Genomic DNA, 23642 nt, shown 5'->3' with positions numbered 1-23642 from the left:
AACCAACAAATTCTGGCAATTCCAACCCTAATAACAACTCCAGCGATGATCCACTTTACTTACCGAGTGGTTCAGTCAGATTAACCCATACAGTTACCCTCACGGCTGGGCAAATTGCTAGTGAACTTGACTTTGGCAACCAAAAACTTAATCAACCACCAGTAGTTGCTAACCCAATTGTTGACCAAACAGCTACAGAAGACAGTGCCTTTAGCTTCCAAATTCCCGGTACTACCTTTAATGATGTAGATGCAGGCGACATCCTCACCTACACCGCCACCTTAGAAAACGGTGCAGTTTTACCAAGTTGGTTAAGCTTTAACACCACAACCCGCACATTTAGTGGGACTCCAAGTAACAGTGAAGTTGGTACGCTGAACATCAAAGTCAACGCCACTGATAAATCTGGTGCAAGTGTCAGTGATATCTTCACTTTGACAGTGGCTAATACTAATGATGCACCAATATTAGGAAGTGCGATCGCAGATCAAATTATCGGTGCAAAAAGTCTTTTCAGTTTCACCCTTCCCGCTAACACTTTCACAGACGTAGACGCAGGCGACAGCCTCACCTACACAGCTACCCTAGTAAATGACTCACCGCTACCAAGCTGGTTAACTTTTAACCCCGCCACTAGTACTTTCAGTGGTACTCCTAGCCTGAGTGATGTCGGCATCATCAATATTAAGGTAGTGGCTACGGATAGCCAGGGTGCGATCGCTAGTGATATCTTTACCATTAACACTCGCAACCTCACAGGCACATCTGGCAACAACACCATTATCGGTACATCCAACAACGACATTATCGAGGGTTTAGGTGGCAATGATAACCTGTCTGGTTTAGCAGGTAACGATACCCTGGATGGTGGTAGCGGCGCAGATACCATGAATGGTGGATTAGGCGATGACACCTATATTGTTGATAACAGTGGCGACAAAGTATTTGAGAACCTAGAGTCAGGAACTGATACTGTCCGCACCTCAGTTAGCCATACACTCAGCGAAAATGTAGAAAACCTGATTTTAACTGGTACAGGCAACATCTCAGGTACAGGTAATGCACTCAACAACACCATTACAGGCAATAGTGGCAGTAACACCCTCAATGGTAAAGAGGGTGATGATACCTTAAATGCTGGTGCAGGTAATGATTCCTTAGATGGCGGTGTTGGCGATGACTTAATGTTTGGTGGTGCTGGGAACGATACTTATTACGTCGATAGCAGCAACGACCAAATCACAGAAGCAGTAAACGAAGGTACAGATACAGTTCGAGCCAATGTCACTTGGACTCTCGGCGATAACGTAGAAAACCTCATCTTAACTGGCAACAGTGCTATTGATGGTACTGGGAATGCTTTGAAAAACAGCATTACAGGTAACACTGCCGATAACAACCTGTTTGGCGGTGATAATGATGACACCCTCAAAGGAGATGCAGGCAACGACACCCTCGATGGCGGTGCAGGTAATGACACCTTAGATGGTGGTGTTGGTGACGACATAATTATTGGTAGTGATGGCAATGACAACCTGAAAGGAGACGTAGGTAACGACACTCTAAATGGTGGTGCAGGCAACGATACCCTTGACGGTGGTTTTGGCAATGACTTAATGATTGGCGGTACTGGTAACGATACTTACTACGTTGATAGTATTAACGACCAAATCACAGAAGTATTCAATGAGGGAACTGATACTGTCCGTGCTAGTGTCACCTCAATATTAGGTGACAATGTAGAAAATCTGATCTTAACTGGCAACATTGCCATTGATGGTACTGGCAATGCTCTGAAAAACAGCATTACAGGTAACACTGCTGATAACAAGCTGTTTGGTGGCGACAATGATGATACCCTCAAAGGAGATGCAGGTAACGATACTCTTGATGGCGGTGCTGGTAATGATTCCCTTGACGGTGGTGTAGGCGATGACTTGATGATTGGTGGTGCTGGTAATGATACTTACTACGTTGATAGCAGCAACGACCAAATTGTAGAATTAGCCAATGAAGGGACTGATACAGTCCGTTCTGCTATTACTTGGACATTAGGCAACAATTTAGAAAACCTCATTCTCACTGGTAGCAATGCCATCAATGGTACTGGTAATGCTTTGAGAAATACCATCACTGGTAACACCGCCAACAATAACTTATTCGGTGGTGATGAAAATGACACCCTCAATAGTGGCGATGGCGATGATATCCTTGATGGGGGTAATGGCAATGATACTCTGACTGGCGGTAATGGTAATGATACGCTCGTTGGTGGTGTTGGTAACGACAAGCTAACTGGTGGCACTGGTAATGATAAATTTGTCTTTAACAGTCTTAGTGAAGGAATTGATACTATTACTGACTTCAGCAGTACAAATGATGTTCTAGTAGTACAATCTCTGTTAGCCAGCTTCAACTACACAGGCACAAATCCTATCGCCAACGGTTACATCAGAGGCATACAATCTGGGTCAAATACTCTCATCCAAGTTGACGCTGATGGTGTTGGTAGCAGTGCGACTTTCACCACCTTAGTCACACTCAATAACTTTACTGCTAGTAACTTCAGCCAGAATAACTTGATTTTCTAGTCAAGAGTCACAACAGCGATCGCTTCTAGCTTACCTTGATTTTTAGCTGCGGCGATCGCCAAATTAAATTTTAGTTTGTGCAAAGTCAAAATAAGCTGCGACTATTGTAAGTAAAGCATTTCATATACCCTGTAAATGAGAGTTGAAATTAGATGATGAGACGACTTTTCTCCGTTCCCAATCATCTGCGAGAACAACTTCCCACCCTGACGGAAGATAAAAAGCAAATCCTACAACAGCAAACCATTAGCCAAAATTCCCCAGGAACAATTCTACGGGACTTTCAAACCGTCCTAGAATTTCTCCAACCAGATGGTGTTGAAGTCAGCAGCACGTATCACCAATTCTCTCTCAAATACCTCCAGCAACTCAATTCTCGCTTGAGTTACCCCATTGAAACTAACCTCAAGCGTCCTCAGCAAAAATCCTACCCCTATATTCACGGACTATACTTTGTCCTTCGCACATCTGGACTGTCTCAAGTTATCACCCAAGGCAAAAAAACCAAATTAATATTAGACGAACAACGCCTAAAAATTTGGCAAGACTTCAACCCAACTGAACAATATTTCACACTCTTAGAATCCTGGCTAATCTGGGGAGAAGGCGAACTCTTAGGCGAATCTAGAGACCCTTATAGACCATTATTTCGCTGCTGCCAATTTTGGCGAGAAATTCCAGATGAAGGTTTAACCATTAATAGTTATCAAGAACAAGATAAATTAGTCTATTATCCAGGCTTCCACAATCTTAGCCTGTTGCATTTATTTGGTTTTCTTGACCTCACTCCAGGAGAACCAGAACCCGCTAAAGGATGGCGTATCACTACTGTAAAACGTAGTCTTTGGGGAGATGCCATGATAGGTTTGCTCTCTGAAATTTATGATGAAATTGAACCACAGCCAGAAGATGAAGAAATCTCTCTAGATTTCCGCATCGCTTTTGAAAAACTCAAACCGTATCTCCAACAATACTTTCCTGAATGGGAACAAACCTTAGTCATCGCCAACGGAGAGTTTAAGCAGGCAATTTATACTTTGAAAGTTACGTTGTTAGATGCTTGGCGACGCATAGCCATTCCTAGCAACCTCAATTTTGATCAAGTAGCCGCCGCAGTTGTCGAAGCATTTGATTTTGACTTTGAACACCTCTACCGATTCATTTACAAAGACCATATATGACGCATTTTTGAATTTACTCATCCCTTTGTTGATATTCCTCCTAACACCAACGATTTTCGCTTAGGTGAATTACCAATTGAAGTAGGAAATCATCTACAATTTACCTTTGATTTACTGGATGAGTGGGAGTTTGATTTGCAGCTAGAAAAAATTGAGCCTGCCAATGCCAAAATGAAAAAGCCCAAGATTCTTGAATATCATGGTGAACCACCAGCACAGTATGGTGAAGAAGGAGAAGATGAGGATTAGCTTTACTGCGGTGATGGGCTATCCTTTCCTTTCTGCCACTGATTGAGTTTTATTCATCTTTTATTTAGCTACCAAATTACATCAACAGGATACTGTGTGATTTTATTATCTACAGTAATTATGGGCATTTTTTCCACTTGACTTTGAGCGATAATTATTCGGTCAAAAGGGTCTTGATGTAAAGCAGGTAGATTAACGACTTGTAAAGCGTGATTCATTTGAATAGGCAAACTTTCAAATCGATTTATAGTCAACCGACTGGGAATGTACGTTTCTGGTGGTTCTGGTAAATTTAATTTACCCAAACGAACTTTAATTACAATTTCCCATGCGCTTGCAGCACTAAAAAATAAGTTATTCCCTGGATCGGCAATTATATTTCTAGCTGTAGATGAGAGTCGGTTATCGTCAATAACCCACCAAATAAACGTATGGGTATCAAGTAATGCTCTCATGCTTCTGCATCTGTTGGGTTAATAAAAGCATTTAGCACCTCGTCAGGGAGGGGAGCATCAAAGTCTGGGGAAATTGTTACTTGACCACGGTCTAAGCCTGGAATTCGAGGTAATTTCTGTTCCGCAATTGGGACTATACGCGCGATAGGAGTGCCTGCTTGAGAAATAATCACTTCTTCTCCGTCTCGCACTCGACGGAGTAGTTCCGCAAATTCAGCTTGACCTTCTGGGATTTCTAGGCTGTACATATATAGTTAATGTCAAGGATATTAATATCCTGGCATAGAGTTGTTATGGTGATCGCACATTAGAAACTTGTCAGAGTTGGTCAGGCGATCGCTCTTACTAAATTAATGTAAGGGAAAGAAGAGGCGATCGCCTAATCACATATTTTGAAGCTAGGTTTTTTTGCTGAGTCATTACTAAGGCTGCTTGACTTCACAGGTGGTTAACCCCTTAGCCCTTTTCACAAATTTATCGTCAAAAGTGTAAAATTCTGCATGATTCTGACTGTAAGCTAGATGAAAAGCGTCAGCAAAATCTAAGCCTAATTCATGCCATTGCAACGCCTGAAACAATACGCCAGAATTACTCAGATGAACATTTGGCAACCCAAACAGCTTTCTTAACGCTGTACAGATTTCAATAGGTTTAAACTTATAAGCAAACCTTAGTACCCACTCAGTTTCTAGAATTACGGTATCTGGTATAAAAACATTTTGGTTTTGAAAAATTTCTAGACTCTTTTGGTATTGTAATTCATCATCTTGAGTCAATAGACGCACAATTATATTAGTATCAACTGCCACCATGCCATGATTCCTCTATACCTTGACGGATGGCATCATTCATATCTTCTAAAGATTTGGGTGTGCCTTGATATTTTAAGCAGCCTGCAACATCATTTAATGTAGTTTCTGCAAAGGGCTTTTTGGGTTTAAGAAGAATCCCATCACCCATATTAATTGCTATTAATTCTTGTCCGATTTCCCAGCCAGAGGCTTTTAGTAATTCTTCAGGAATAATTACTTTACCTTCATTTAATACTTTTGTTATTTCCATATATTGCGGAAATTTGATGATTATAAATTGGCAATTTGTTTTTACTGCATTTTTATTTTTACATTTTTCATTCCTCAACTGCGCCTAGTGCTTTGAGGGTAGCGATTTCAGATGAGGTTAAACCCTTAACCCCTGTGATGTTCATACGTTCATAGGGGCGGTCTATAAGGGTTTTAATACAATCACCTGTCTTGATATCCCAAAACTTAACTGTGCCATCAGCACTGCTACTAGCAACAGTGTTACCATCTGGACTAAAAATAACTGAAGTGATCCACTGTGTATGTCCCTGTAAAATTTTTAAGCATATACCACTGCTGACATCCCAAAGTTTTATAGTGTTGTCAAAGCCTCCACTGGCAAGTATCTCATCATTTGGACTCACGGCAATAGAGTGTACACCTATACTCTCATGTTGGAAAGTCTTAAAACATTCCCCTCTATTGAGATCCCATAACCTAATCATCTCTTCATCGCCGCTACTTGCAAGAAACTGACCATTTGAGCTAAATACAACTGAACGTACCCAATTTGTATGCCCTTTTAAAGTCATTTGGCATAAGCCAGTGTGAATATGCCATATTCTTATAGTTTGATCTAAGCCGCCACTGGCAAGGAACTGACTGTCTGGACTAAATGCAATTGACATCACACTTTTAATTTCTTGAAAAGTTTTAAAACAATGGCCTGTTGAAGTATTCCAGAGCTTCACTGTGCTATCACCACTGCCACTAGCAAGCAATTGACAATCTGGGCTGAAGACAACTGAACGAACCCAATCACTATGTCCTTCCATAATTTTTAGACACTCACCAGTATTAGGATTCCACAACCTTACTGTTCTTTCATGACCAGCACTAGCAATAATTTTATTGTCATAACTAAAAGCTACTGAACGTATCAAGTCAGTTTGTTCTTGGGTAACTTTCAAGCATTTACCTGTGTTGACATCCCATATTTTTACAACTTGATCATGCCCACCGCTAATCAGAGTCTGACCATCGGAACTAAAAGCTATTGAACGTACAGAATTTTTATATCCCTGAAAAATTCTCAAACATTCTCCTGTATTCACATCCCAAAACCTAAATGTTTGATCTCTACTAGCACTAACAAGTTTTTTGCCATCTGAGCTAAAAGCCACAGACCAAACTGAGCTTGTGTGTCCTAGCAAAGTTTTGAGGCATTCTCCAGTTTTAATATTCCATAGCTTCACCATTTGATCTCCTCCACCACTGGCAAGAGTCTGACCATCAGGACTAAAGTCTACTGAGTTGATCCAAACATTATGTGCGTGTAAAGTCTTCTGGCATTCTCCAGTGTTGACGTTCCATATCCTGATTGTTTGATCCGCACTGCCACTGGCAAGTATCTGATTATCTGGACTGAATGCAACAGACTCTACATTATGGTTATGCGCTTGTAAAATTCTTAGACATTCTCCAGTACTGACACTCCATAACCTGACGGTTTGATCACTACTGCCACTGGCAAGTATCTGATTATCTGGACTAAAGCTAACAGAGAGAACGGTTTTTGTATGTCCTTTTAAAGTTCTCAAGCATTCTCCTGTATGCACATCCCATAGTTTGATGATTTTGTCAGTATTGCCACTAGCCAGAATTTTGCCATCTGGACTAAAAGTAACCGAACGTAACCAACTATCATTATCAGTTAACGTTTTTAAGCATTTACCGTTGTGAAGATCCCAGAATTTTATTGTGTGATCGTAACTACCAGTGGCAATAATTTTTTCTGTGGGGCTGAAAGCAACTGACCATACTGCCGTTTGATGTCCTTCAAGTGTTAAAATCTCTTTTCCGGTTGAAACATCCCATAAGTGAACTATGCCATCTGATTCATGACCTGTAGCTAAAAGGCTTGAATCTGGGTTAAATACAACAGACAAAATAGAACCAAAAGTTTCAGCAAATATAGAATTTGTCAGATTGGCTTGTGCAAAATTGGCATCACGTAAACTGGCATAAATAAAATCCGCACTATTGACAAATGCACCACTAAAATCTGCACCCTCTAATGCCCTCTGATCTAATTTCACGACTAATGTTGCGGCATTTCCCCCTATGTAACCTACTTCCTCTTCACTTTTACCTCTTGTTGCTTGAATAATAGTAATTAGAGACTCATGATTATCTAACATGGGTAAAAGTAAATCCATCACTGCTTTTGTGAGTGGTGCTTTACCAAAGGTCTCTCTTAATTTCTCAAAAGACTCAGTTGTAAATGCTTTTAGTAGAGCAGTAATATCATCTAACTGACGCGAAAAATAACTAGCCCAAGTATAATCAATAGGGACGAGGCTTTTATGTACAAGCGATCGTGCTTGTGCCAATTCCGTGAAATCACTCGCCAAAGCACCCAACTCGGCTGCAAATTTATACGCGACAAAAAACTCTAACAGTGACCTATGTGCCGGAGTATAATCACCATCAGCATTACGGACAAGCATCGCCTGCCCCATCATGTCATAATGCCAGTGATCTAAATCTTTCTCTTCTTGCACAACAGAACCAAATAAGCGACGAATACGTTCTGGGAACAAACGATAATTCAGACTCATTTGGTCAGTAGACAGCATCTCCCAAGACAGTTCGCATAAAAAGTACAATTTATCTGCCAAGGAAGTAAAAGTACGTTCTGCTTTGATGTCTCGTTCCATCTTGCGCCGCACTGCATACAGATAAACCCGTGACATATCAATAGGTTTACCGGACTCAATATCTGGCAATGCTTCCAAAATTAAATCAGTCATCACTGGACGACGGGCTAAGTCTAGTAACTGTGAATTGCCCATGACTTGTTCAACTGTGGCTGGTTCAGCTTGGTATGACAATACCTGCTGGATTTGCTCATATTTGAATTCCTTCAATTCCAGAACTTCAAATTGTGGTGTTTCACCAGTTAGTTTGTTCGTAGAGGCTTGTAGTTCTGCATTCAGTAAAGCGCGTCCTTCTTTAGCCTCTGGGAAATGTTCAGTACGACAGGTAAGAATAACTTTAGAACCTGGAACTACTACCTTTGCCAGTTCCCAGAAGTTGTTAATCATCTGTTGGCGGTCAACTTTTGCTGCCATTTCGTCAAAACCATCGAAAATGAGCAGCAATTTACCCATGCGGTTGAGTTGGTCAAAAACTTCGCTATTTAAGCGGATATTGTGTTGAGTAAAGAAGAAACCCGCCAAAACATTTTCTACATTTAACGCTTTGGCAAAGTCACGCAGGGTAATTACTAAAGGTAGACGGGGACGTTCAACACCACGTTTTTGAGCATCTTTGTAACGTTGGAGTGCTGTCCAAGCATAGTGAAAGACAAACCAAGTTTTACCCGTGCCGAATTCTCCCAAAATGGAAATATGCTCTTTTGCAGGGTCATCCAGCCAAAGGTCGATGTAACCATCAATCCAGCCGTCTTCTGCTTCGTAATGACTGAATCCGATTCGCTGCTTAGTAACTGGGTCAATTTCTTCTTTTTTACAAGCAAGCGGGACATACTTTTGATCAATCTTTCGGCGTTTGATTTCCGCTTCTAACCAGTCAAGATAACCAGTAAAGTCAGCATCTAAATCAATCAGTTCGTCAAATGTAAAACAGTCAAGGTGACGATTTTCATCTTTCTTGACTTCATCCCTGGCTGCGCGGGAAATGCGTCGGGTACTTACTAACCAACCTTCATCAGTTTTTTGTTGATTAACTGATTGACGCAACGCCATAACATCACTCAGTCCCACTTCTCCCGCAACGCCACGTACAAGAATGCGGTCATAACTGCGGCGGACTGGAACGTTGATAATCCATTCAAAATATTCTTCTGCCCAGATTTCATATTTTTCCAGGCGGTAGCCCAAGGTTTCAAACCATCCTCGCATTTGTTGGGCTAAGGCGATCGCTCTACACTGATTTTCAGTTGCAGTTTCGGTTAATACTAGAGAATTCTGGGCTGCTAATCTTGCCATTTCTGTACGAATACCTTCCAGGGTTGGCAATCTTTCTAGCTGTTCTTGAATACCAGCAATTCTCTTGTGTAGAGATCCAATCTGCTGACTCATTAAGACATCAGCTGGTGTACGGCTGCGTTTGGCGACTTCAATAAATACGGTTGCAAATGCAGCTACCTCTCGTCTGACATCCAGTTCTAAGTTTCTGATTTCTTCACCCAAGGTATAAGCTTCCAAAAAAGCATCAACTTCAGAAAGCAAAATTGAGGGATTATTATGGCCCAATGCTTTACGAAATGCTTGCTTAATGGCTTCTTGTCGAAATAATTCGAGAAATGGTTTTGGTTTACCAACACCGTATTCTACTAAGGCATAGGCGTAAACACCACTAAAATCGGCTGGTGGATGCTCTGGGTCAAGGTTAAATTGCTGGAGTAACTTAATTACTGTCTCATTACGCAGAATTTTTTCTTTAATTAAAGGATTCGCAATGCTAGTAATTGCGTTGATGACTAGATCCAGATTAATTAAGCTCATCACGACACCCCGAAAATGCAGAGCAATCTTGCTCAACTATGCTTAATTACTATTACAAGGGATATTTGAGCTATGAAAGTTTTCTTTTATACTTTCTCAAGTATTATCTGAGTATCAGTTTGAAGGTTAGTGAATGGCAAGTACTGTTACCAAAATTTCTAACTGGTTGCCGATTTTTATAAGATGCTAGAATTAGCCGATCGCTGAAAATGATAAAACTGGCGATCGCTTAAATTCAATTCTATTTTCTTCAATATTTCAAATACACATTGATTTACTTTTGTCAATCAATAGTCTTAATTAAAAATCAAAAAGTCAGGGAATTTTAATATTTGTCTGTTGGGTGTAAATTGGGTGTAAAAATTTTTGAAAATGACTGAAACTTTTGTAAATAAAAGATTTCATATAGCCTTCCAAGCTATTAATGCGGGTTCGATTCCCGCCGCCCGCTTAGAAACTGAAACCCTTGTGAGCTAAGACTTACGAGGGTTTTCTTTATTTATAAGACAGTTCTTTTTACAGTATTTTTGTACTAAAAATATACAATCACAGGACTGACGCACCACAATTGTCTGTGGGGATTGGGTGTGGGGGTGAAAGGGTATGGAGTGTAAGGGTTTTGAATACTTACACCCTTATACCCATATAACCATATCTGAAAAAGGACAGTTGTGTTTTTAGAACGCGATCGCTAATAAAGTTCTAGAGCAAGCCCCTAAGCAAATGGGCAAAAGCTCCCTGATGACACGCATCTTGGTTTACTCTAAAAATCTGGGATATCAAACCGTTTTTGTGAGCTTGCAACTTGCCAACGACGAGATTTTACAGAACCTAGAACGCTTCCTTCAGTCCATTTTTTCGCGATCGCCTGTGGCAAATCAACAATTAGGAGACACCGATGAAAAGTTGGTATTTAGGCGCTCACAAATGATCAGGACTCACGTAGAACAATAGTTGGCGCGTGAGTCCTAATCATTTGGGATTGTTTTATTTTTAGCCAACTAGTAGTCTGCCAAGATAACTTTGCGTGGTTGCTGGCAGAGGGGCAGAGGGGCAGAGGGGCAGAGGGGCAGGGGAGAGAGTACCTTCATTCCCCCCTGCTCCCCTGCTCCCTTGCAGGGTCTACACAGCAATATTGGGTTGGTGAACTACTAGAGTGATAGTCAAGTTATCCCACAACTGTAGGTTTTCGTGGTTGGGAAGTTTCCACCACTTCGTAAAGTCTGGCCTCAAACTTCTCCATACAAGCAGACCAATCATACTGAAGAATAGAAGGACGAGCTTGTTCACTCATTGCGGCTTTGAGTTCAGGATTTTCTAGGATAGCGATTACCTTTTGAGCAAAATCTCTGGGGTTATTTGGTTCTGCTAAAAAGCCATTCTGACCAGGAAATACTTGTTCTGATGTTGAAGGTGCAGTTACGGCTACTACAGGAGTTCCCGAAGCTAAGGCTTCGTTAGTTGTGGTGCAGAAGTTTTCTGTTACTGAAGGGTTGACAAATATATCTGCACGCGCAAACCAACCTAAAAGTTCTGTACCGTGTGACTCACCCCAGATAGTAATACCAGAACCAAATTTTGCTGCACGCCGACGAATTTCGGCATCTAAGGGGCCGCTACCAACAATCACTAAATGCACATCAGGAACTTTAGCGGCAATTATTGGAAAAGCATCTATTAATTGAGGCACATTTTTTTCGGCTGTCACACGTCCTACAAAGAGTAATGTCGGACGATTATCATTCGGTATTGGATTATGAATGATATTTTGGGGATGAAATTTTTCGCAATTAATTCCTTGATAGGGAAGATATTCACTTCGTTTACATTGGAGGTTTTGATATTTTACAAGCTGTTCTTTAGAAGAAAATAAATTCAGATCGTAAGATTCACTAAACTGTTTAACTATCAGAGGAATAATCGGGCGCAGGAAGTTGAAAAATGTATCGCCTAAATAATATTTAATGTAGGCAACAATATCAGTATGAAAAACTGAAACAATTGGAGTATGAGTTTTTTTTGCATATCCTACTCCAACAGGACGACCATAACCTTGTAAAAAGGCTGAATACACTCCTCGCATTTGGGCTGCTTCTTCAACCACAATAATATCTGGTTGAAATTGTTTTAGTAGTTTATTATCACTCCAATGACGATAATTTAATGGTTGGGGAAGAGACTTATAAAAGATTAAAGGCTCTGTGGGGAATTTGTATGAAGAAAAAGTCGGAAAAGATTTTAACTCATCTAGCCCTGGCATGGGGCGATCGCTCACTTTTTTGGGATACTTATTGTTGATTTCTGGATGGACAAGTAAAACTTCATGTCCTTGTTGTAGCAACCAGCGAACTCTTTGATGGACTGCAACGGAAACTCCTGTCAGAAAAGGAGAGTATAATCCTGTAAACAGTGCAATGCGTAGCTGTTGCTTTTTCATGATTTTAGTTAGTTTGTTAATTTTTCTCGGAGTTTCATCGTTTGTGAGGAAAAAGATACTCGACTCCTCATAGCAATTCTGTATTAAGATGCACTGAATTAGAGAACGAACCACAAAGGTCGCATAGATGCGATAGCGGCTTCCCGTTCGCGCAGCGTCTCCGTCAGGAGAAGGGTAGGACACAAAGGAAGACGAGATAAAAGATTAAATGCAGTCTCACATAGAATTGGTATCACAAATCAGATAGGATTGCTATAAAATTCTGGCTCACACCGCAAAACGCTAATTTGAGGATTTACGCATTGCTAGAGAAATTCCTGAAAGCACAATTCAGGAGTCAGAAGTCAGAAGGATTAATAAATCAGCTTCTTTTCACACTCATTGCCGAGTGCTGAATAGTATGAAGATTACTTCTGACTTCTGAATGTTAGAGAGAAACTTTGCGATCGCTTGGCTGATCTTGTAAATGATAAGGACGATATTCTACAAGACGGATATTCCAAGGGCCTTGAACTTGATATGTTACACCACGCCAATGAACTGTGGGCATCTGAAACGATGCTAACATAGCTAACCCATAAATCCATTGTGTGAAGGGCAAAGTTATCGCAATTTTCCCAATTACGGCTGCGGAAAGTTTTGTTACTTGTTGACCTTGAGCGCGAATTTCTGGCTGTACTCCTAACTCTAAAAAGAGGATCAGCATCACTAAAGCCAACATATAACCGACATACCAACTCAAAGCTAAATTGGCACTGTCTCCTTCTCCAATTAACAAAGCCGCGAAAAATACTAGCAATAAAAGATTCGGTAGCATGATTGTGAAAATCACATCAGTAGCTACAGCTATCCATAAAGGATGGTACAAGCGAGAAGATAACAATTGACGTTGAAACCAGTATCTTAAACTCGGTAAATCGCACTCTTCCTTATTCAACATAATCAAAGAAGGCACAAACTGAACTTTAAGTTTATGCTTACCTAAAACACTACGAATCATCGTATCTTCGCCAAAAGCTTGACTCCACTTATCTAACAGTCCAGTTTGATGAAGTACAGAGGTTTTGATTGCTAAAGTTCCACCCCAAGGAATCCCATACAGAAACATCTGTACAAGTGCCGAAACATTCCAGATATAGCGGACTACAGTACCCCAATATCTACCTGTTGGAAGGTACCAACGATTCCCTGTAGTTGCACCGACTTTCGGGTTATTGAGAGGTGTGACTAATTCCCGCAACCAATTGGGATGCACGACTGTATCAGCATCAACTAAAGCCACAACCTCGTAAGACTCATCGAGTTCTGAGGCAGCTTGAATCAAAGAACTACATTTGAGGCTGCAACTATGACGAACTATTTTGAGTGGTTGGATATCAACATTAGTCGCTCCTAGTTCATTGATAGTATTGTGGGCTATTTGCCATGCTGGATCGTCAATGCTATCCACAACCAACTTCAAATTATAGTTAGGGTAGTTCTGATGAAGTAGCGATCGCAAGCAATTTGGTAAAAACGGATCAGCACCACGCAAACAAAGAATTACTGCTGTTTTTGGCAGTTCTTCATCTAGTAATGGATCTTGTGGTCGTGAAGACAAACACCACAACAACGCCAACACCGAACACACTTGAACAGCTAACCAACTCAACAAGCACCGAGACAAAAATATTATTAACTCATTCATGTTTGAGAAACCCTACGCAATTGCATCTGAAAGACAAGCTATAAATAGCTTTTGTGACTCATGAAAAATAACAGTCAACTGACGCAGGATTTACACAGAGTTTGTTAGGATTTTGGACTTTTAGATCCCCGACTTCTCTAAGAAGTCGGGGATCTGATGATTGGCGATTAAAACTCTAGTACAGATTGGCGTAAATAAATAGATCATCGGTAATTATTAAAAGACTTGTGGTATCACGATTCTTTCTTTTTCCTTTTGACTTTTTACTTTTGCCTTATTGCACTAGCCCCTTTTAACTCACAAAGATATTTTGCTATCTATCGGTTGATCCAAAAAATCATAAGCTTGGTATTCCACTAAACGGATATTCCAAGGCCCTTGGACACGATAAATCACACCCCGCCATTTAACAGTTGATCTGACCAAAGAAGTAAGTAATGCTAAACCATATACCCATTGTGTTAACGGGATGGCAATCAACATTTTTAATATTGTGCCGATGGATAATTTTGTCACTGACTGACCTTGATTTAAAATTACTGGTCTGACTCCTATCTCTAATGTCAACATGAGTAAAAGTAGCCCCAGGGTGTAGATGCTATAAGAACGAAATAATAAGGCGGCGGTTTGCCATTCTTCATCCCACAAAGAGGCTAGTAATAAAACAATAGTGATGGCGGGAAATAAAATACTAGAAATTACATCCCCAACTATAGCTATCCATTGCGGATGATAAAGTCGAGAGTATAAAAACATTCGTTTGAGATGATCTATTAAGCCGAGTAAATCAGATTCTTCCCGATTTAACATCATCAAAGAAGGTACAAACTTGATTTGCATTCCGTGTTTTTTCAAAACTTTGTGCATCATCAAGTCTTCATTTAAGGCTTTACCCCACATATCCAGTATCCCGGTTTGGCGCAGTAGTTGTGTTTTGATGGCTAAAGTACCGCCCCAAGGAATACCAAATAAAAACATCTGCACAACTGTAGAAACATTACCTGCATAGCGGACTACTGAACCCCAATATTTACCAGTTGGTACATACCAACGATTACCAGTTGTCGCGCCGACTTTGGGATGAGATAAAGGGCTAACTAATTCTCGCAACCAGTCGGGATGGACTACCGTATCAGCATCCACAAAAGCTACAACTTCGTAAGTATCATCTAATTCGGCAAAAACTTGCAAAAGGGCGCTGCATTTGAGGCTGCAATTGTGGCGAATCACCCTTAAATAGCTGATATCAACATTAGTTGCGCCTAGTTGACTGATAGTGTCGTGGGCTATTTGCCAAGCTGGATCTGTTTGACTATCGACAACTAGTTTTAAAGTATATTGTGGATAATTTTGAGTGAGAAGCGATCGCAAACATTCCGGTAAAAACGGATCGGCTCCACGTAAACAAAGAATTACCGCCGTTTTGGGTAGCTGCTCATCTGCTAATGAGCTTCTTTTACTGAGGCGCAAGTAGAACAAGAAAACAAGTGCTAGACACACCTGAATAGCCAGCCAACCCAGCAAAGACTTAGACAGGAATATCGTAAATGCTTCCATGTAATTGAGATGTGAGGAGGAGTTGAGGTGAGGGGGGAAGGGGGAGACAAGGGTGACAAGGGTGAGGGGGGAGACAAGGGCGACAAACATAGTTTCTACCTTGTCCCCTTGTCTACCTTGTCCCCTCTCTCCCCTTATGGATCAAGTGAATACTTCATGACAATATTGATGCTGGTGTTTTTGTTAACGACAAAACTAGCGTCACGAAATTTTGGTGTACCTGTTTGCACAGAAACAGTAGGATTTTTAGAAATACCAAAGCCTTCTTTAGGGATACCGAAGAAGTCTGTATTTAATTTGCGATCGCCATTTTGGTCGTCAACAATTGCTACTGCATAAGTACCATGTTTTAAACCAGAGAATTTTTTAACTACAGTGTTACCTGTAATTTTGGCGCAACCGCTTTGGACTTCACTTTTATCACTCATCGGGAATCCTTTTTCCCCAGCGTAAATGCGGAAGCACACATCACCTTTTTGATGGCGAACATTTTTGACTACAATAGTAAGTGTTGCAGTTTGTTCTGCGGTTACGGGTTTAATACAATAAAGGCTGATTAAAGAAGAAAGCACAAAGTAAGACCAACGTGCAATTTTACGCATGATGATTCATGAAGAGGTAATGTTTATCTTTTAACGCGGAGGTACGCTAAGTCTCTACCTAATGTCTGGATTATTTACTCTGCGTCCTTGGCGTTCTTGGCGGTTCGTGAAAAAATTAAGTAGATGATAGCCGATTACACTACTTAACTAGTTTTTGGATATCTGTTTTCTGCACCCATTCTGATGTTCTACGCAAGCCTTCTTCTAGGTCAATTTTGGGTTTGTAATCTAATAAAGTTTGGGCTTTAGCGATAGAATAAGCATAGGGACGGGTCATAAAATCAACTGATTCTGGGAGAATATCAGCTTTTTTACGAAATAGTTTTTGTCCTTGACTGCGGATTTTGAGAAATAGTTTGATTTCATCTTTTGGTACAGACATCGGAGCCTGTAAACCTTCAGTTGCAGCCAAGCGCATGAAATACTCTTTCCAAGAAGTTTGTTGACCGTCGGTAATGTTAAAAACTTCGCCGTAAGCTTCTTTTTGGATGGCTAAAAAGATAGCATCAATCAGATTATCTATATATAAATGGTTGATAACTCCTTGACCATCGTTAGCATAAGCAAATAGCTTTTGACGCATCATCAAAAGTGGTCTAATGATCCAAGGGATACAGCCAGGGCCATAAACATCTCCAGCACGAATTACAATCACACCAAAGTCTGGCGGAGAGTTTAGGGGTAAAAGTTCTTGTTCGGCTTCGATTTTGGTCTGACAGTAAGGATTATTATCACCAGATAAAGGGCCAGTTTCGCTTACGCCATCGGGATAATCAAAGCCATATACCATCGCACTGGAGAGGTGGACGAAGGTTTTTACGCCAGCACTTTTGGCGGCTTTTGCGATGTTGAGAGTACCGTTAACGTTGATTTCCCGAAACTCTTTGATGGGGCCAGCTTCTTGGGTGAGTTGTGCTGTGTGGAGAACGATATCTACTCCCTGACAAGCTTTTTGAGCAATTTTGGGGTCGGTAATGTTACCAGCGATCGCTTCTACATTCAGATTTTGTGGTATCTTGCGATCGCTAGAACTTTGCAACCCGCGCACTTTCATTCCCTGCGCTATGGCTAACTCGGCTGCACGCAACCCGATAAAATCATCAATCCCAGTAATCAGGAGAGTTTTGTTTTGTAAGTTCATCAGGGGTTATTATTTTACTAAAGTTTGAATGTTTAATCTGAGGGGTTAGGGGCTAGTACAAAAAGGCAAAAGTAAAAGGTCAAAAGGAAAAAGAAAGAATAGTGATACCACAAGCTTTTTAGTAATTCCTTATGGTCGGTTTATTTACGCCGAACTGTACTAGATAAAAAGAATTAGAAAAGTGAAAACCCTATTTAATCCCTACTCCCTACTCCCTACTCCCCACTCCCTAAAAAATATCTGCCGGGTCAGCAGAACGCAATTTATTAATCGCAAGTGCGCCAGAGGTAATACACATCAAGACTGCTGAGATAAACACTATCAAGGCATTTGTCGCATTCATCATGATGGGTAATTTTGTTGCTTCCCTTGCAAAGTCATACAAAATTATGGAAGTGAAAAATCCGGGAATATATGAGAGAAATGCCAAGATTAACGCTTGTTGAAATACCACCTTTAACAAATAAGAGTTGGGATAACCAATGGCTTTTAATGTCGCATAAGCAATAAATTGAGTGGCAATATTACTGTAGAGAATTTGATAAACAATCACCACACCTACCACAGAAGCCATTGTTAACATTAGATTCAAAATAAAACCAATCGGTGTTCTATCTGCCCAATATTGTTTCTCAAAGTTGATAAAGCCTTGACGAGTAAAAACTAGAACATCATTTGGTAAATTGCCTTGTAAACTCTTTAAAACTTTTTCTTTATCAGCATCAGGCTTGAGAGTAATTATGCCGATGTCGATTTTTTCTGCTGGACGAGTATTGGGATTTATCCGCAAAAAAGTTGAGTCGCTGACAATTAAGTTTCCATCTACACCAAAGGAAGGGCCTAAGCTAAATAATCCCCCGACTCGTACGTTATAGCCAATTGGCCCATCAAAAGGAAAGATTTCAATTGTCTGTTCAGTATCTCCTTTATCAAAATTCGCAGCAATTGGCCCAAATTCTGGACGAGAATCGCGGTCAAATAGCATGACATCAGGAATTTTGAGCTTGTCCAAATTCTGCTCAATTTCTGGGATATTTAGTACCGGATTTCCTGGGTCAAAGCCAATCACATAAATAGAATATTTCTCACCATTGACGGGATTTTTTAACTTGGCAAATTGCAAGTACATGGTGCTAACAGATTCAACACCATCAAACCCCAAAGATTGATATAAACGAGTGCGAGAAAAGCTTTGATTAGATGTCAAAGACTTATATTGTGCGCTAACTAAAAATAAGTCCCCGCGTAGGCTTTGATGTACTGCGGTTGCACTAGAATAAAGTGCATCTTGAAACCCTAACTGGACAAACATTAGCAGCACAATGAAAGCAATTCCGGCTACAGCAACGACAAAACGAATCTTTTGTTGGGCAAGCTGTAGCCATGCTAAAGGAATCTTGAAATTCATGGATTCATTTGTTATTTGTTAATTGTCATTAGTCATTAGTCATTTGTTATGTTGACTATTGACTATTAACTTTTGATTGTTGACTAAATTTGAATAGATACATCCACTTGCAGATTTGTCATCCGAGCTACTTTTTGACTATCTGCGGGGTTATCAATAGAGATTTTGACTTCTACAATTCTGCGGTCGGTATCAGACCTGGGGTTGAGACTAAAGATGCTTTGTTTGTCAACTTGCCAACCAATTTCTTTCACAGTTCCCTGCAATTTTCCAGTAAATGCAGCACTAGTAATTGATGCTTTTTGACCGACACGTACTTTTTGAATATCGGTTTGATACACTTCTGCAATTACATACATTTGTGATATCTTACCGATTTCTGCAAAACCAGAAGTATTGATAACTTCGCCAGTTTTGGCATGAATTTTGAGAATCCTACCCTCAATGGGAGCTTTAATGTATGTTAATTCTTGGTCAGCTTTGGCTTGTTTAATTGCTGTGACAGCACTTTTAACTTCTGTTTGCGCGGCTTCAACATCCACAGAACGTACTTCTTTAATACTGCTGAGTCTGGCTTGCGCTTCTTTTTGTTGGTCTTGTAGAGTGTTTTGGGTACGAGTCAGCGCCGCTTGCGCTTCGGTAAGTTGTTGCTGGGCGGTTTTGAGTTGTAAAGCTTTGCTGTCTGCCACAGAAGCCGCGATCGCACCTTGTTTGTATAATTGCTGATAGCGATCGTTTTCTTTTTGAGCGTTATCAACTTCAGCTTTAATGCGGTTAATAGTTGCTTGTTGAGTGGCAACTTCTCCTTTTAATTGAGATGCTAAATTTGCAATGCTGGCTTTTTGCGCCTCAATGTCTCCAGATTTTGCCCCAGCTTTTACCTGTGCTAATTTAGCTTTGGCAACTTGTAATTTATCTAAGGATTGTTGTAAAGCGGCTGTGGCACGATTATAATCTTCTAAATATGCCAATACCTGCCCAGCTTTGACTTCATCCCCTTCTTTGACCAACAGCTTTTCCACACGCACACCGTTGATAGAATTAGGTGCAGACAAATAAGTAACTTTACCTTCTGGCTGCAAACGTCCTAAAGCGGTGACTGCAACTTTTACAGGCGCGGGTTTTGGTGTTGTTGCTTGAGTGGTATGAACTGCGACACGGTTTGATTTTGGTGCAACAGTGTAAAAAGTTCCTAGCCCAGCCACAGCTACAGTAATAGAAGCTGCCAAAATTATTTGCCACCGACTCAAGGGTTTTGTAAACAAGTGGCCGTATCTTTTTAGTGCCATATTTTTATTCCAATCGTGCTATGCCAGGGAACAGCCGAAATGACTGATAATTAAGGTGCAAAATGAAGTCTGAAAATGTAAGCATTCAGGAGTCAGAAGGTAGGAGGAAAGAATAATTTATATTTCTCCTATCTTTTCCACTCCCTACTCCCTACTCCCTACTCCCTATTTCATAATTCACACTTCATACTTCATACTTGTTGTACGCCTTTACACCAATCTTGATAATTAATTGTGCGGATAACTAACAGAAGGCTGTACTCTAAATCTTTCTCAGTTTTAACTTAATTTCCTATCAAATCCAGTATTCTAAATTACGATAACGCTAACCCAAAAATTTAGTTTTCCTCAAATGAAGCGTTTAGAAAATCTGGATAAACTGTGTCCAATTATTGCAAAATTGTTTACTCTTGTCAACCGATTGGCATTGCTTAAGTTAGCTTTTAATGACTCAGCTATGTGCTTGGGAGTGGGGAATGGGGAGTAGGGAATAGGGATAAATTTTAACAATTATTTTCATGATTATTTTTTACCAAAATTGTGTAATTTCAAATACATTGTATAGATAGCTATTGCCAGACAGGTGAGAAAAATTGAAAAACATGAATGCTACAAATAGTAATACTTTCACCTTCTGCCTCCGGTCGCCGAGCGACTTGTACCGAGCGTTCGCGCAGCGTCTCCGTCAGGAGAAGTCGAGGTAAGTCGAGGTGCTGCATTCTCCTAAATTTCAGGAACAAAATTCTAGATTTCAACTCACTAAATAAAATGTGTGAAATTGACTTCGCGTGTTATCTTGGTTGTTTTAACTGAACTTATATGAAAACAGTAATTATGCCTGTTATTGCTATCGATCAAATTCATATAGGTGCTAACCGCCGTCCTGTTAATGCTCATAAAGTTAGTGAGTTAAAAGAATCAATTAAAGCCAATGGTTTACTCAACCCCATCACGGTAGATCAGAATTTGACCTTGGTTGCTGGTTTGCATCGCCTCACAGCTTGTCAGCTTTTGGGGTTAGAAACCATCGAATGTAATGTTGTTAACTATCAAGATGCTGACCAAGCGCGGCTGGCAGAAATTGACGAAAACCTGATTCGCAATGAGTTAGAACCCTTGGAGCGTTCAGAACTGTGGTTAGAGCGTGACCAGATTTTAGAGCGGATGGGGTTACGGGCGAAAGCTGGAGATAACCAACATACCTTCAAAGGTGGTGCAACCATTTCACCACCTAAAAGAACCATCGAGTTGGCGAAGGAAGTTGGATACTCTGAGCGTACTTTTCAACATGGAAAGCAAATCGCTAAAAGTATCCATCCAGATGTGAAACAGATGATTAAAGGTACATCTCTAGCTGACAGTCCTACAATACTACTGAAAATTGCCAGGGCTGGTAGCGAAGAACGCAGTTTAGCCGAAACTGCACAAAAAGCTTTGGAATTGGCCCAAAAACAGGGAGATGAACCAGCAATTATTCAGCAAACACAATTAATTGCAGAAGCTAACAAAAAGCAAAAAGAGTTACAGATATTAGCTTTTAAAAGTGCTATGGCGGAGAAAGAAGCGAAATTAGCCATCAAAAAGGTGCAACGCCAGGTAGAACAAGCAATTGAGCAAACCAAAGCCAATGTAGAACCCGCCATAAAAGTTGGTGAAGAATGGATGTTGGGAAGACATTTGGTTTATTGTGGCGATACTTACACTTCACAGTTTCGGAATTTGTTACCTTCAGATGCAGCACTGGCGATCGCTACTGTATCCTCTACATGGCAACATAATTATTTAGTAGACGAAGCCAGGGTTGTGGCTGTCCTCCGTTCTGAAGGACAAATTTACGATTTTTACAAACATAACAAAATGCCATTTCAATATGAGTTGTTAGTAAATAACCTTTATATAGGCATTTTTTCACATCATGCGATCGCTAAACCCCAATCACCAATTCACATAGAAGGTATAGAAGGTGTTGTCAATTATTTAATAAATTTCTACACCAGTCCCAATAATTTTATCATTGCGCCATTTATGGGGAATGGTGAAATATTAGCTACTTGTGAAAGGTTGGGACGCATCTGTTTTATTGGCGATGAAAATCAGCAATTAGTTAATCGCGGCGTGATGCGCTGGCAGCAATTGACTGGCAAGTTAGCAAAAAAAATGGTGAGTGTTTGATGAGTAGAAGGCAGTGGTTCGGCTTCGCTCACCAACCACGGAGGAGCTTTTGATTTGCCGTCCATTTGATTCAAAGTTAGATCCCCGACTTCTTGAAGAAGTCGGGGATCTGGAACACCTCATTTTCTGTAACGTTTTTAGCAGATATACATTTCAACACTCAAATGTTTGTAATTTGTGAAATGTCATCAAAGTATTGTTTATGCTGTACTTTCTAAAATTTTAATATTTGCTGATTCCTAACTTATTGGTGTTGTTTTTTGCCTTATTTTAAAAATTCATCAAAAAGTCGAATCAAATTATGATGCTACGTTGAAAATATCGGATATATACCCATGTATTTGCTTATGGATTGTCTACGGAATATGCTGATGGTGCTAATGGCTAGGAAATTAAGCTGTATTTGGATTTGGGAGAGCGATCGCGTAAATGCACAACCACTAAATATGAGTTTGCAAATATACTTGAATGCAATATTGTGTTTAACATTGCCATCTACTAAAAGCCAGATTCTTTTCTTAAAATCCCTTGAAGAAATGATTTAGTTTATGTGAAGTGTGCTATTCTTTTTATTAATTCAACTCTTCAAAGCCCAACGGAAACAGAACACATTTATTGTGCTTGAAGATGAGAAACATACTATACAAAGTCGCATCACTATCACCTTGTAACTGTTGGTTAATTTCTTCAAATTACTGTGAAATTTAAAGTAGAGGTGATGTTCTTTCGGTAACGAACTTGTCAGCTTTTCTGGGTCGAATTCCGTACAATATATTATCCTGGACGTTGAAACTGGCTATGGCATTTATCAAGATACAGAACGTTGTCATTAATACCAGCTACGTTGCTGCTGTTAAGCTAGATAATCAAACGAGCTTGGGAGAAAAAAGCGTTTCTGTCCTCATGGCTACTCCTAAGTTTCCATTGTTCCAGCCGGATGCAATCACACAAAACTTCTACCATTACGAATGGCTTGAATTTACTGGTCAAGCTGCTAACGCGCTTCAAGATTATTTTACCAGTTTCAACAACGTTATTGACCTGCTACCACAATATCAGGAAAAGTGTGAAGTATGAAGTGTGAAGTGTGAAAGACTTCATTCTTAAGTAATTCGGCAGTAATAAACACCTGACAAATAAGCAATAAAAAATGATGTTTGTCCCGACTTACTTAATGTTTCGTACTTCATTTGTATTGTGTAGTGTTTGTTAGGAAAAAAGCATTTAGCCTTCATACATAGGATAGCTAGTTGCTTGTCACAACAGACAGATGATTTTTGATGGGTAACAAAGACTACTGTAGCTTCACAATCCACAGT

19 protein-coding genes and 1 tRNA gene are annotated in these 23642 nt (G+C 40.2%); 7 read left to right on the top strand and 13 right to left on the bottom strand.

What is annotated here, in order from left to right; all coding sequences use genetic code 11:
- From H6G77_RS35380 to H6G77_RS36640, 3 genes are all read left to right on the top strand, one after another.
- Positions 1-2591, top strand: a 2591-nt coding sequence (locus H6G77_RS35380) for a putative Ig domain-containing protein (protein WP_199331578.1), incomplete at its 5' end; no start/stop codon positions are given.
- 152 nt (positions 2592-2743) lie between these two features.
- Positions 2744-3772, top strand: a complete 1029-nt coding sequence (locus H6G77_RS20770; protein ID WP_242049269.1) for a plasmid pRiA4b ORF-3 family protein — start codon at positions 2744-2746, stop codon at positions 3770-3772.
- A gap of 3 nt (positions 3773-3775) precedes the next feature.
- Positions 3776-4021 carry an IS1096 element passenger TnpR family protein gene (locus tag H6G77_RS36640; protein WP_396020680.1) on the top strand — a complete coding sequence of 82 codons (246 nt, stop codon included), beginning with the start codon at positions 3776-3778 and terminating at the stop codon, positions 4019-4021.
- Between the two features lie 68 nt (positions 4022-4089).
- Here the strand turns inward: H6G77_RS36640 and H6G77_RS20765 are convergent, their stop codons facing one another.
- The 5 genes from H6G77_RS20765 to H6G77_RS20745 all read right to left on the bottom strand — a co-directional run bounded on the left by H6G77_RS20765 (position 4090) and on the right by H6G77_RS20745 (position 10030).
- The gene (locus H6G77_RS20765; RefSeq protein ID WP_190872608.1) at positions 4090-4476 is read right to left on the bottom strand and encodes a type II toxin-antitoxin system VapC family toxin; all 387 of its coding nucleotides are present in this window, start codon (positions 4474-4476) and stop codon (positions 4090-4092) included.
- The gene (locus tag H6G77_RS20760) at positions 4473-4724 is read right to left on the bottom strand and encodes a type II toxin-antitoxin system Phd/YefM family antitoxin (protein ID WP_010997618.1); all 252 of its coding nucleotides are present in this window, start codon (positions 4722-4724) and stop codon (positions 4473-4475) included. The genes H6G77_RS20765 and H6G77_RS20760 overlap by 4 nt, the downstream gene beginning before the upstream one ends.
- 174 nt (positions 4725-4898) lie before the next feature.
- On the bottom strand, positions 4899-5288 hold the full coding sequence (locus H6G77_RS20755) for a type II toxin-antitoxin system VapC family toxin (protein ID WP_190872607.1): 390 nt from the start codon (positions 5286-5288) through the stop codon (positions 4899-4901).
- Positions 5275-5538, bottom strand: a complete 264-nt coding sequence (locus H6G77_RS20750) for an AbrB/MazE/SpoVT family DNA-binding domain-containing protein (protein WP_190872606.1) — start codon at positions 5536-5538, stop codon at positions 5275-5277. The genes H6G77_RS20755 and H6G77_RS20750 overlap by 14 nt, the downstream gene beginning before the upstream one ends.
- Positions 5539-5605: 67 nt before the next feature.
- On the bottom strand, positions 5606-10030 hold the full coding sequence (locus H6G77_RS20745; RefSeq protein ID WP_190872605.1) for an NACHT domain-containing protein: 4425 nt from the start codon (positions 10028-10030) through the stop codon (positions 5606-5608).
- 341 nt (positions 10031-10371) lie between these two features.
- Between H6G77_RS20745 and H6G77_RS20740 the strand changes: the two genes are divergently transcribed.
- Both H6G77_RS20740 and H6G77_RS35810 read left to right on the top strand, forming a co-directional pair.
- Positions 10372-10481, top strand: a tRNA-OTHER gene (locus H6G77_RS20740).
- Positions 10482-10717: 236 nt separating this feature from the next.
- Positions 10718-10984: an AAA-like domain-containing protein gene (locus H6G77_RS35810; RefSeq protein ID WP_313934726.1), complete on the top strand. Its 267-nt coding sequence runs from the start codon at positions 10718-10720 to the stop codon at positions 10982-10984.
- 214 nt (positions 10985-11198) lie between these two features.
- On the opposite strand, the gene H6G77_RS20730 is transcribed toward H6G77_RS35810, so the two are convergent.
- The 8 genes from H6G77_RS20730 to H6G77_RS20695 form a co-directional block, all read right to left on the bottom strand.
- The gene (locus H6G77_RS20730) at positions 11199-12467 is read right to left on the bottom strand and encodes a glycosyltransferase (RefSeq protein ID WP_190592274.1); all 1269 of its coding nucleotides are present in this window, start codon (positions 12465-12467) and stop codon (positions 11199-11201) included.
- Between the two features lie 427 nt (positions 12468-12894).
- Positions 12895-14154 (bottom strand): glycosyltransferase family 2 protein, encoded by a 1260-nt coding sequence (locus tag H6G77_RS20725; RefSeq protein ID WP_190872604.1) that lies wholly within the window; start codon positions 14152-14154, stop codon positions 12895-12897.
- Between the two features lie 297 nt (positions 14155-14451).
- A complete protein-coding gene (locus tag H6G77_RS20720; RefSeq protein WP_190675591.1) occupies positions 14452-15711 on the bottom strand; it encodes a glycosyltransferase family 2 protein in 1260 nt (419 codons plus the stop codon).
- Positions 15712-15845: 134 nt separating this feature from the next.
- The gene (locus H6G77_RS20715; RefSeq protein WP_190872603.1) at positions 15846-16313 is read right to left on the bottom strand and encodes a DUF2141 domain-containing protein; all 468 of its coding nucleotides are present in this window, start codon (positions 16311-16313) and stop codon (positions 15846-15848) included.
- 139 nt (positions 16314-16452) lie between these two features.
- The gene (locus H6G77_RS20710) at positions 16453-17454 is read right to left on the bottom strand and encodes an NAD(P)-dependent oxidoreductase (RefSeq protein ID WP_190872602.1); all 1002 of its coding nucleotides are present in this window, start codon (positions 17452-17454) and stop codon (positions 16453-16455) included.
- 229 nt (positions 17455-17683) lie between these two features.
- Entirely contained in the window at positions 17684-18862 is a 1179-nt protein-coding gene (devC, locus tag H6G77_RS20705) for an ABC transporter permease DevC (protein WP_190592279.1), read from the bottom strand.
- Positions 18863-18945: 83 nt separating this feature from the next.
- Positions 18946-20151: an ABC exporter membrane fusion protein gene (locus H6G77_RS20700; RefSeq protein WP_190872601.1), complete on the bottom strand. Its 1206-nt coding sequence runs from the start codon at positions 20149-20151 to the stop codon at positions 18946-18948.
- Between the two features lie 569 nt (positions 20152-20720).
- Positions 20721-20870 (bottom strand): hypothetical protein, encoded by a 150-nt coding sequence (locus tag H6G77_RS20695; protein ID WP_190592281.1) that lies wholly within the window; start codon positions 20868-20870, stop codon positions 20721-20723.
- A gap of 115 nt (positions 20871-20985) precedes the next feature.
- Between H6G77_RS20695 and H6G77_RS20690 the strand changes: the two genes are divergently transcribed.
- A complete protein-coding gene (locus H6G77_RS20690; RefSeq protein WP_190592335.1) occupies positions 20986-22323 on the top strand; it encodes a ParB N-terminal domain-containing protein in 1338 nt (445 codons plus the stop codon).
- A 798-nt stretch (positions 22324-23121) separates the two neighbouring features.
- Positions 23122-23400 carry a hypothetical protein gene (locus tag H6G77_RS20685; protein ID WP_190592283.1) on the top strand — a complete coding sequence of 93 codons (279 nt, stop codon included), beginning with the start codon at positions 23122-23124 and terminating at the stop codon, positions 23398-23400.
- The last annotated feature ends 242 nt before the right edge of the window (positions 23401-23642 follow it).

This window comes from Aulosira sp. FACHB-615, from assembly GCF_014698045.1.
Taxonomy (GTDB): domain Bacteria; phylum Cyanobacteriota; class Cyanobacteriia; order Cyanobacteriales; family Nostocaceae; genus Nostoc_B.
This window is presented reverse-complemented; position numbering and strand designations above follow the sequence as displayed.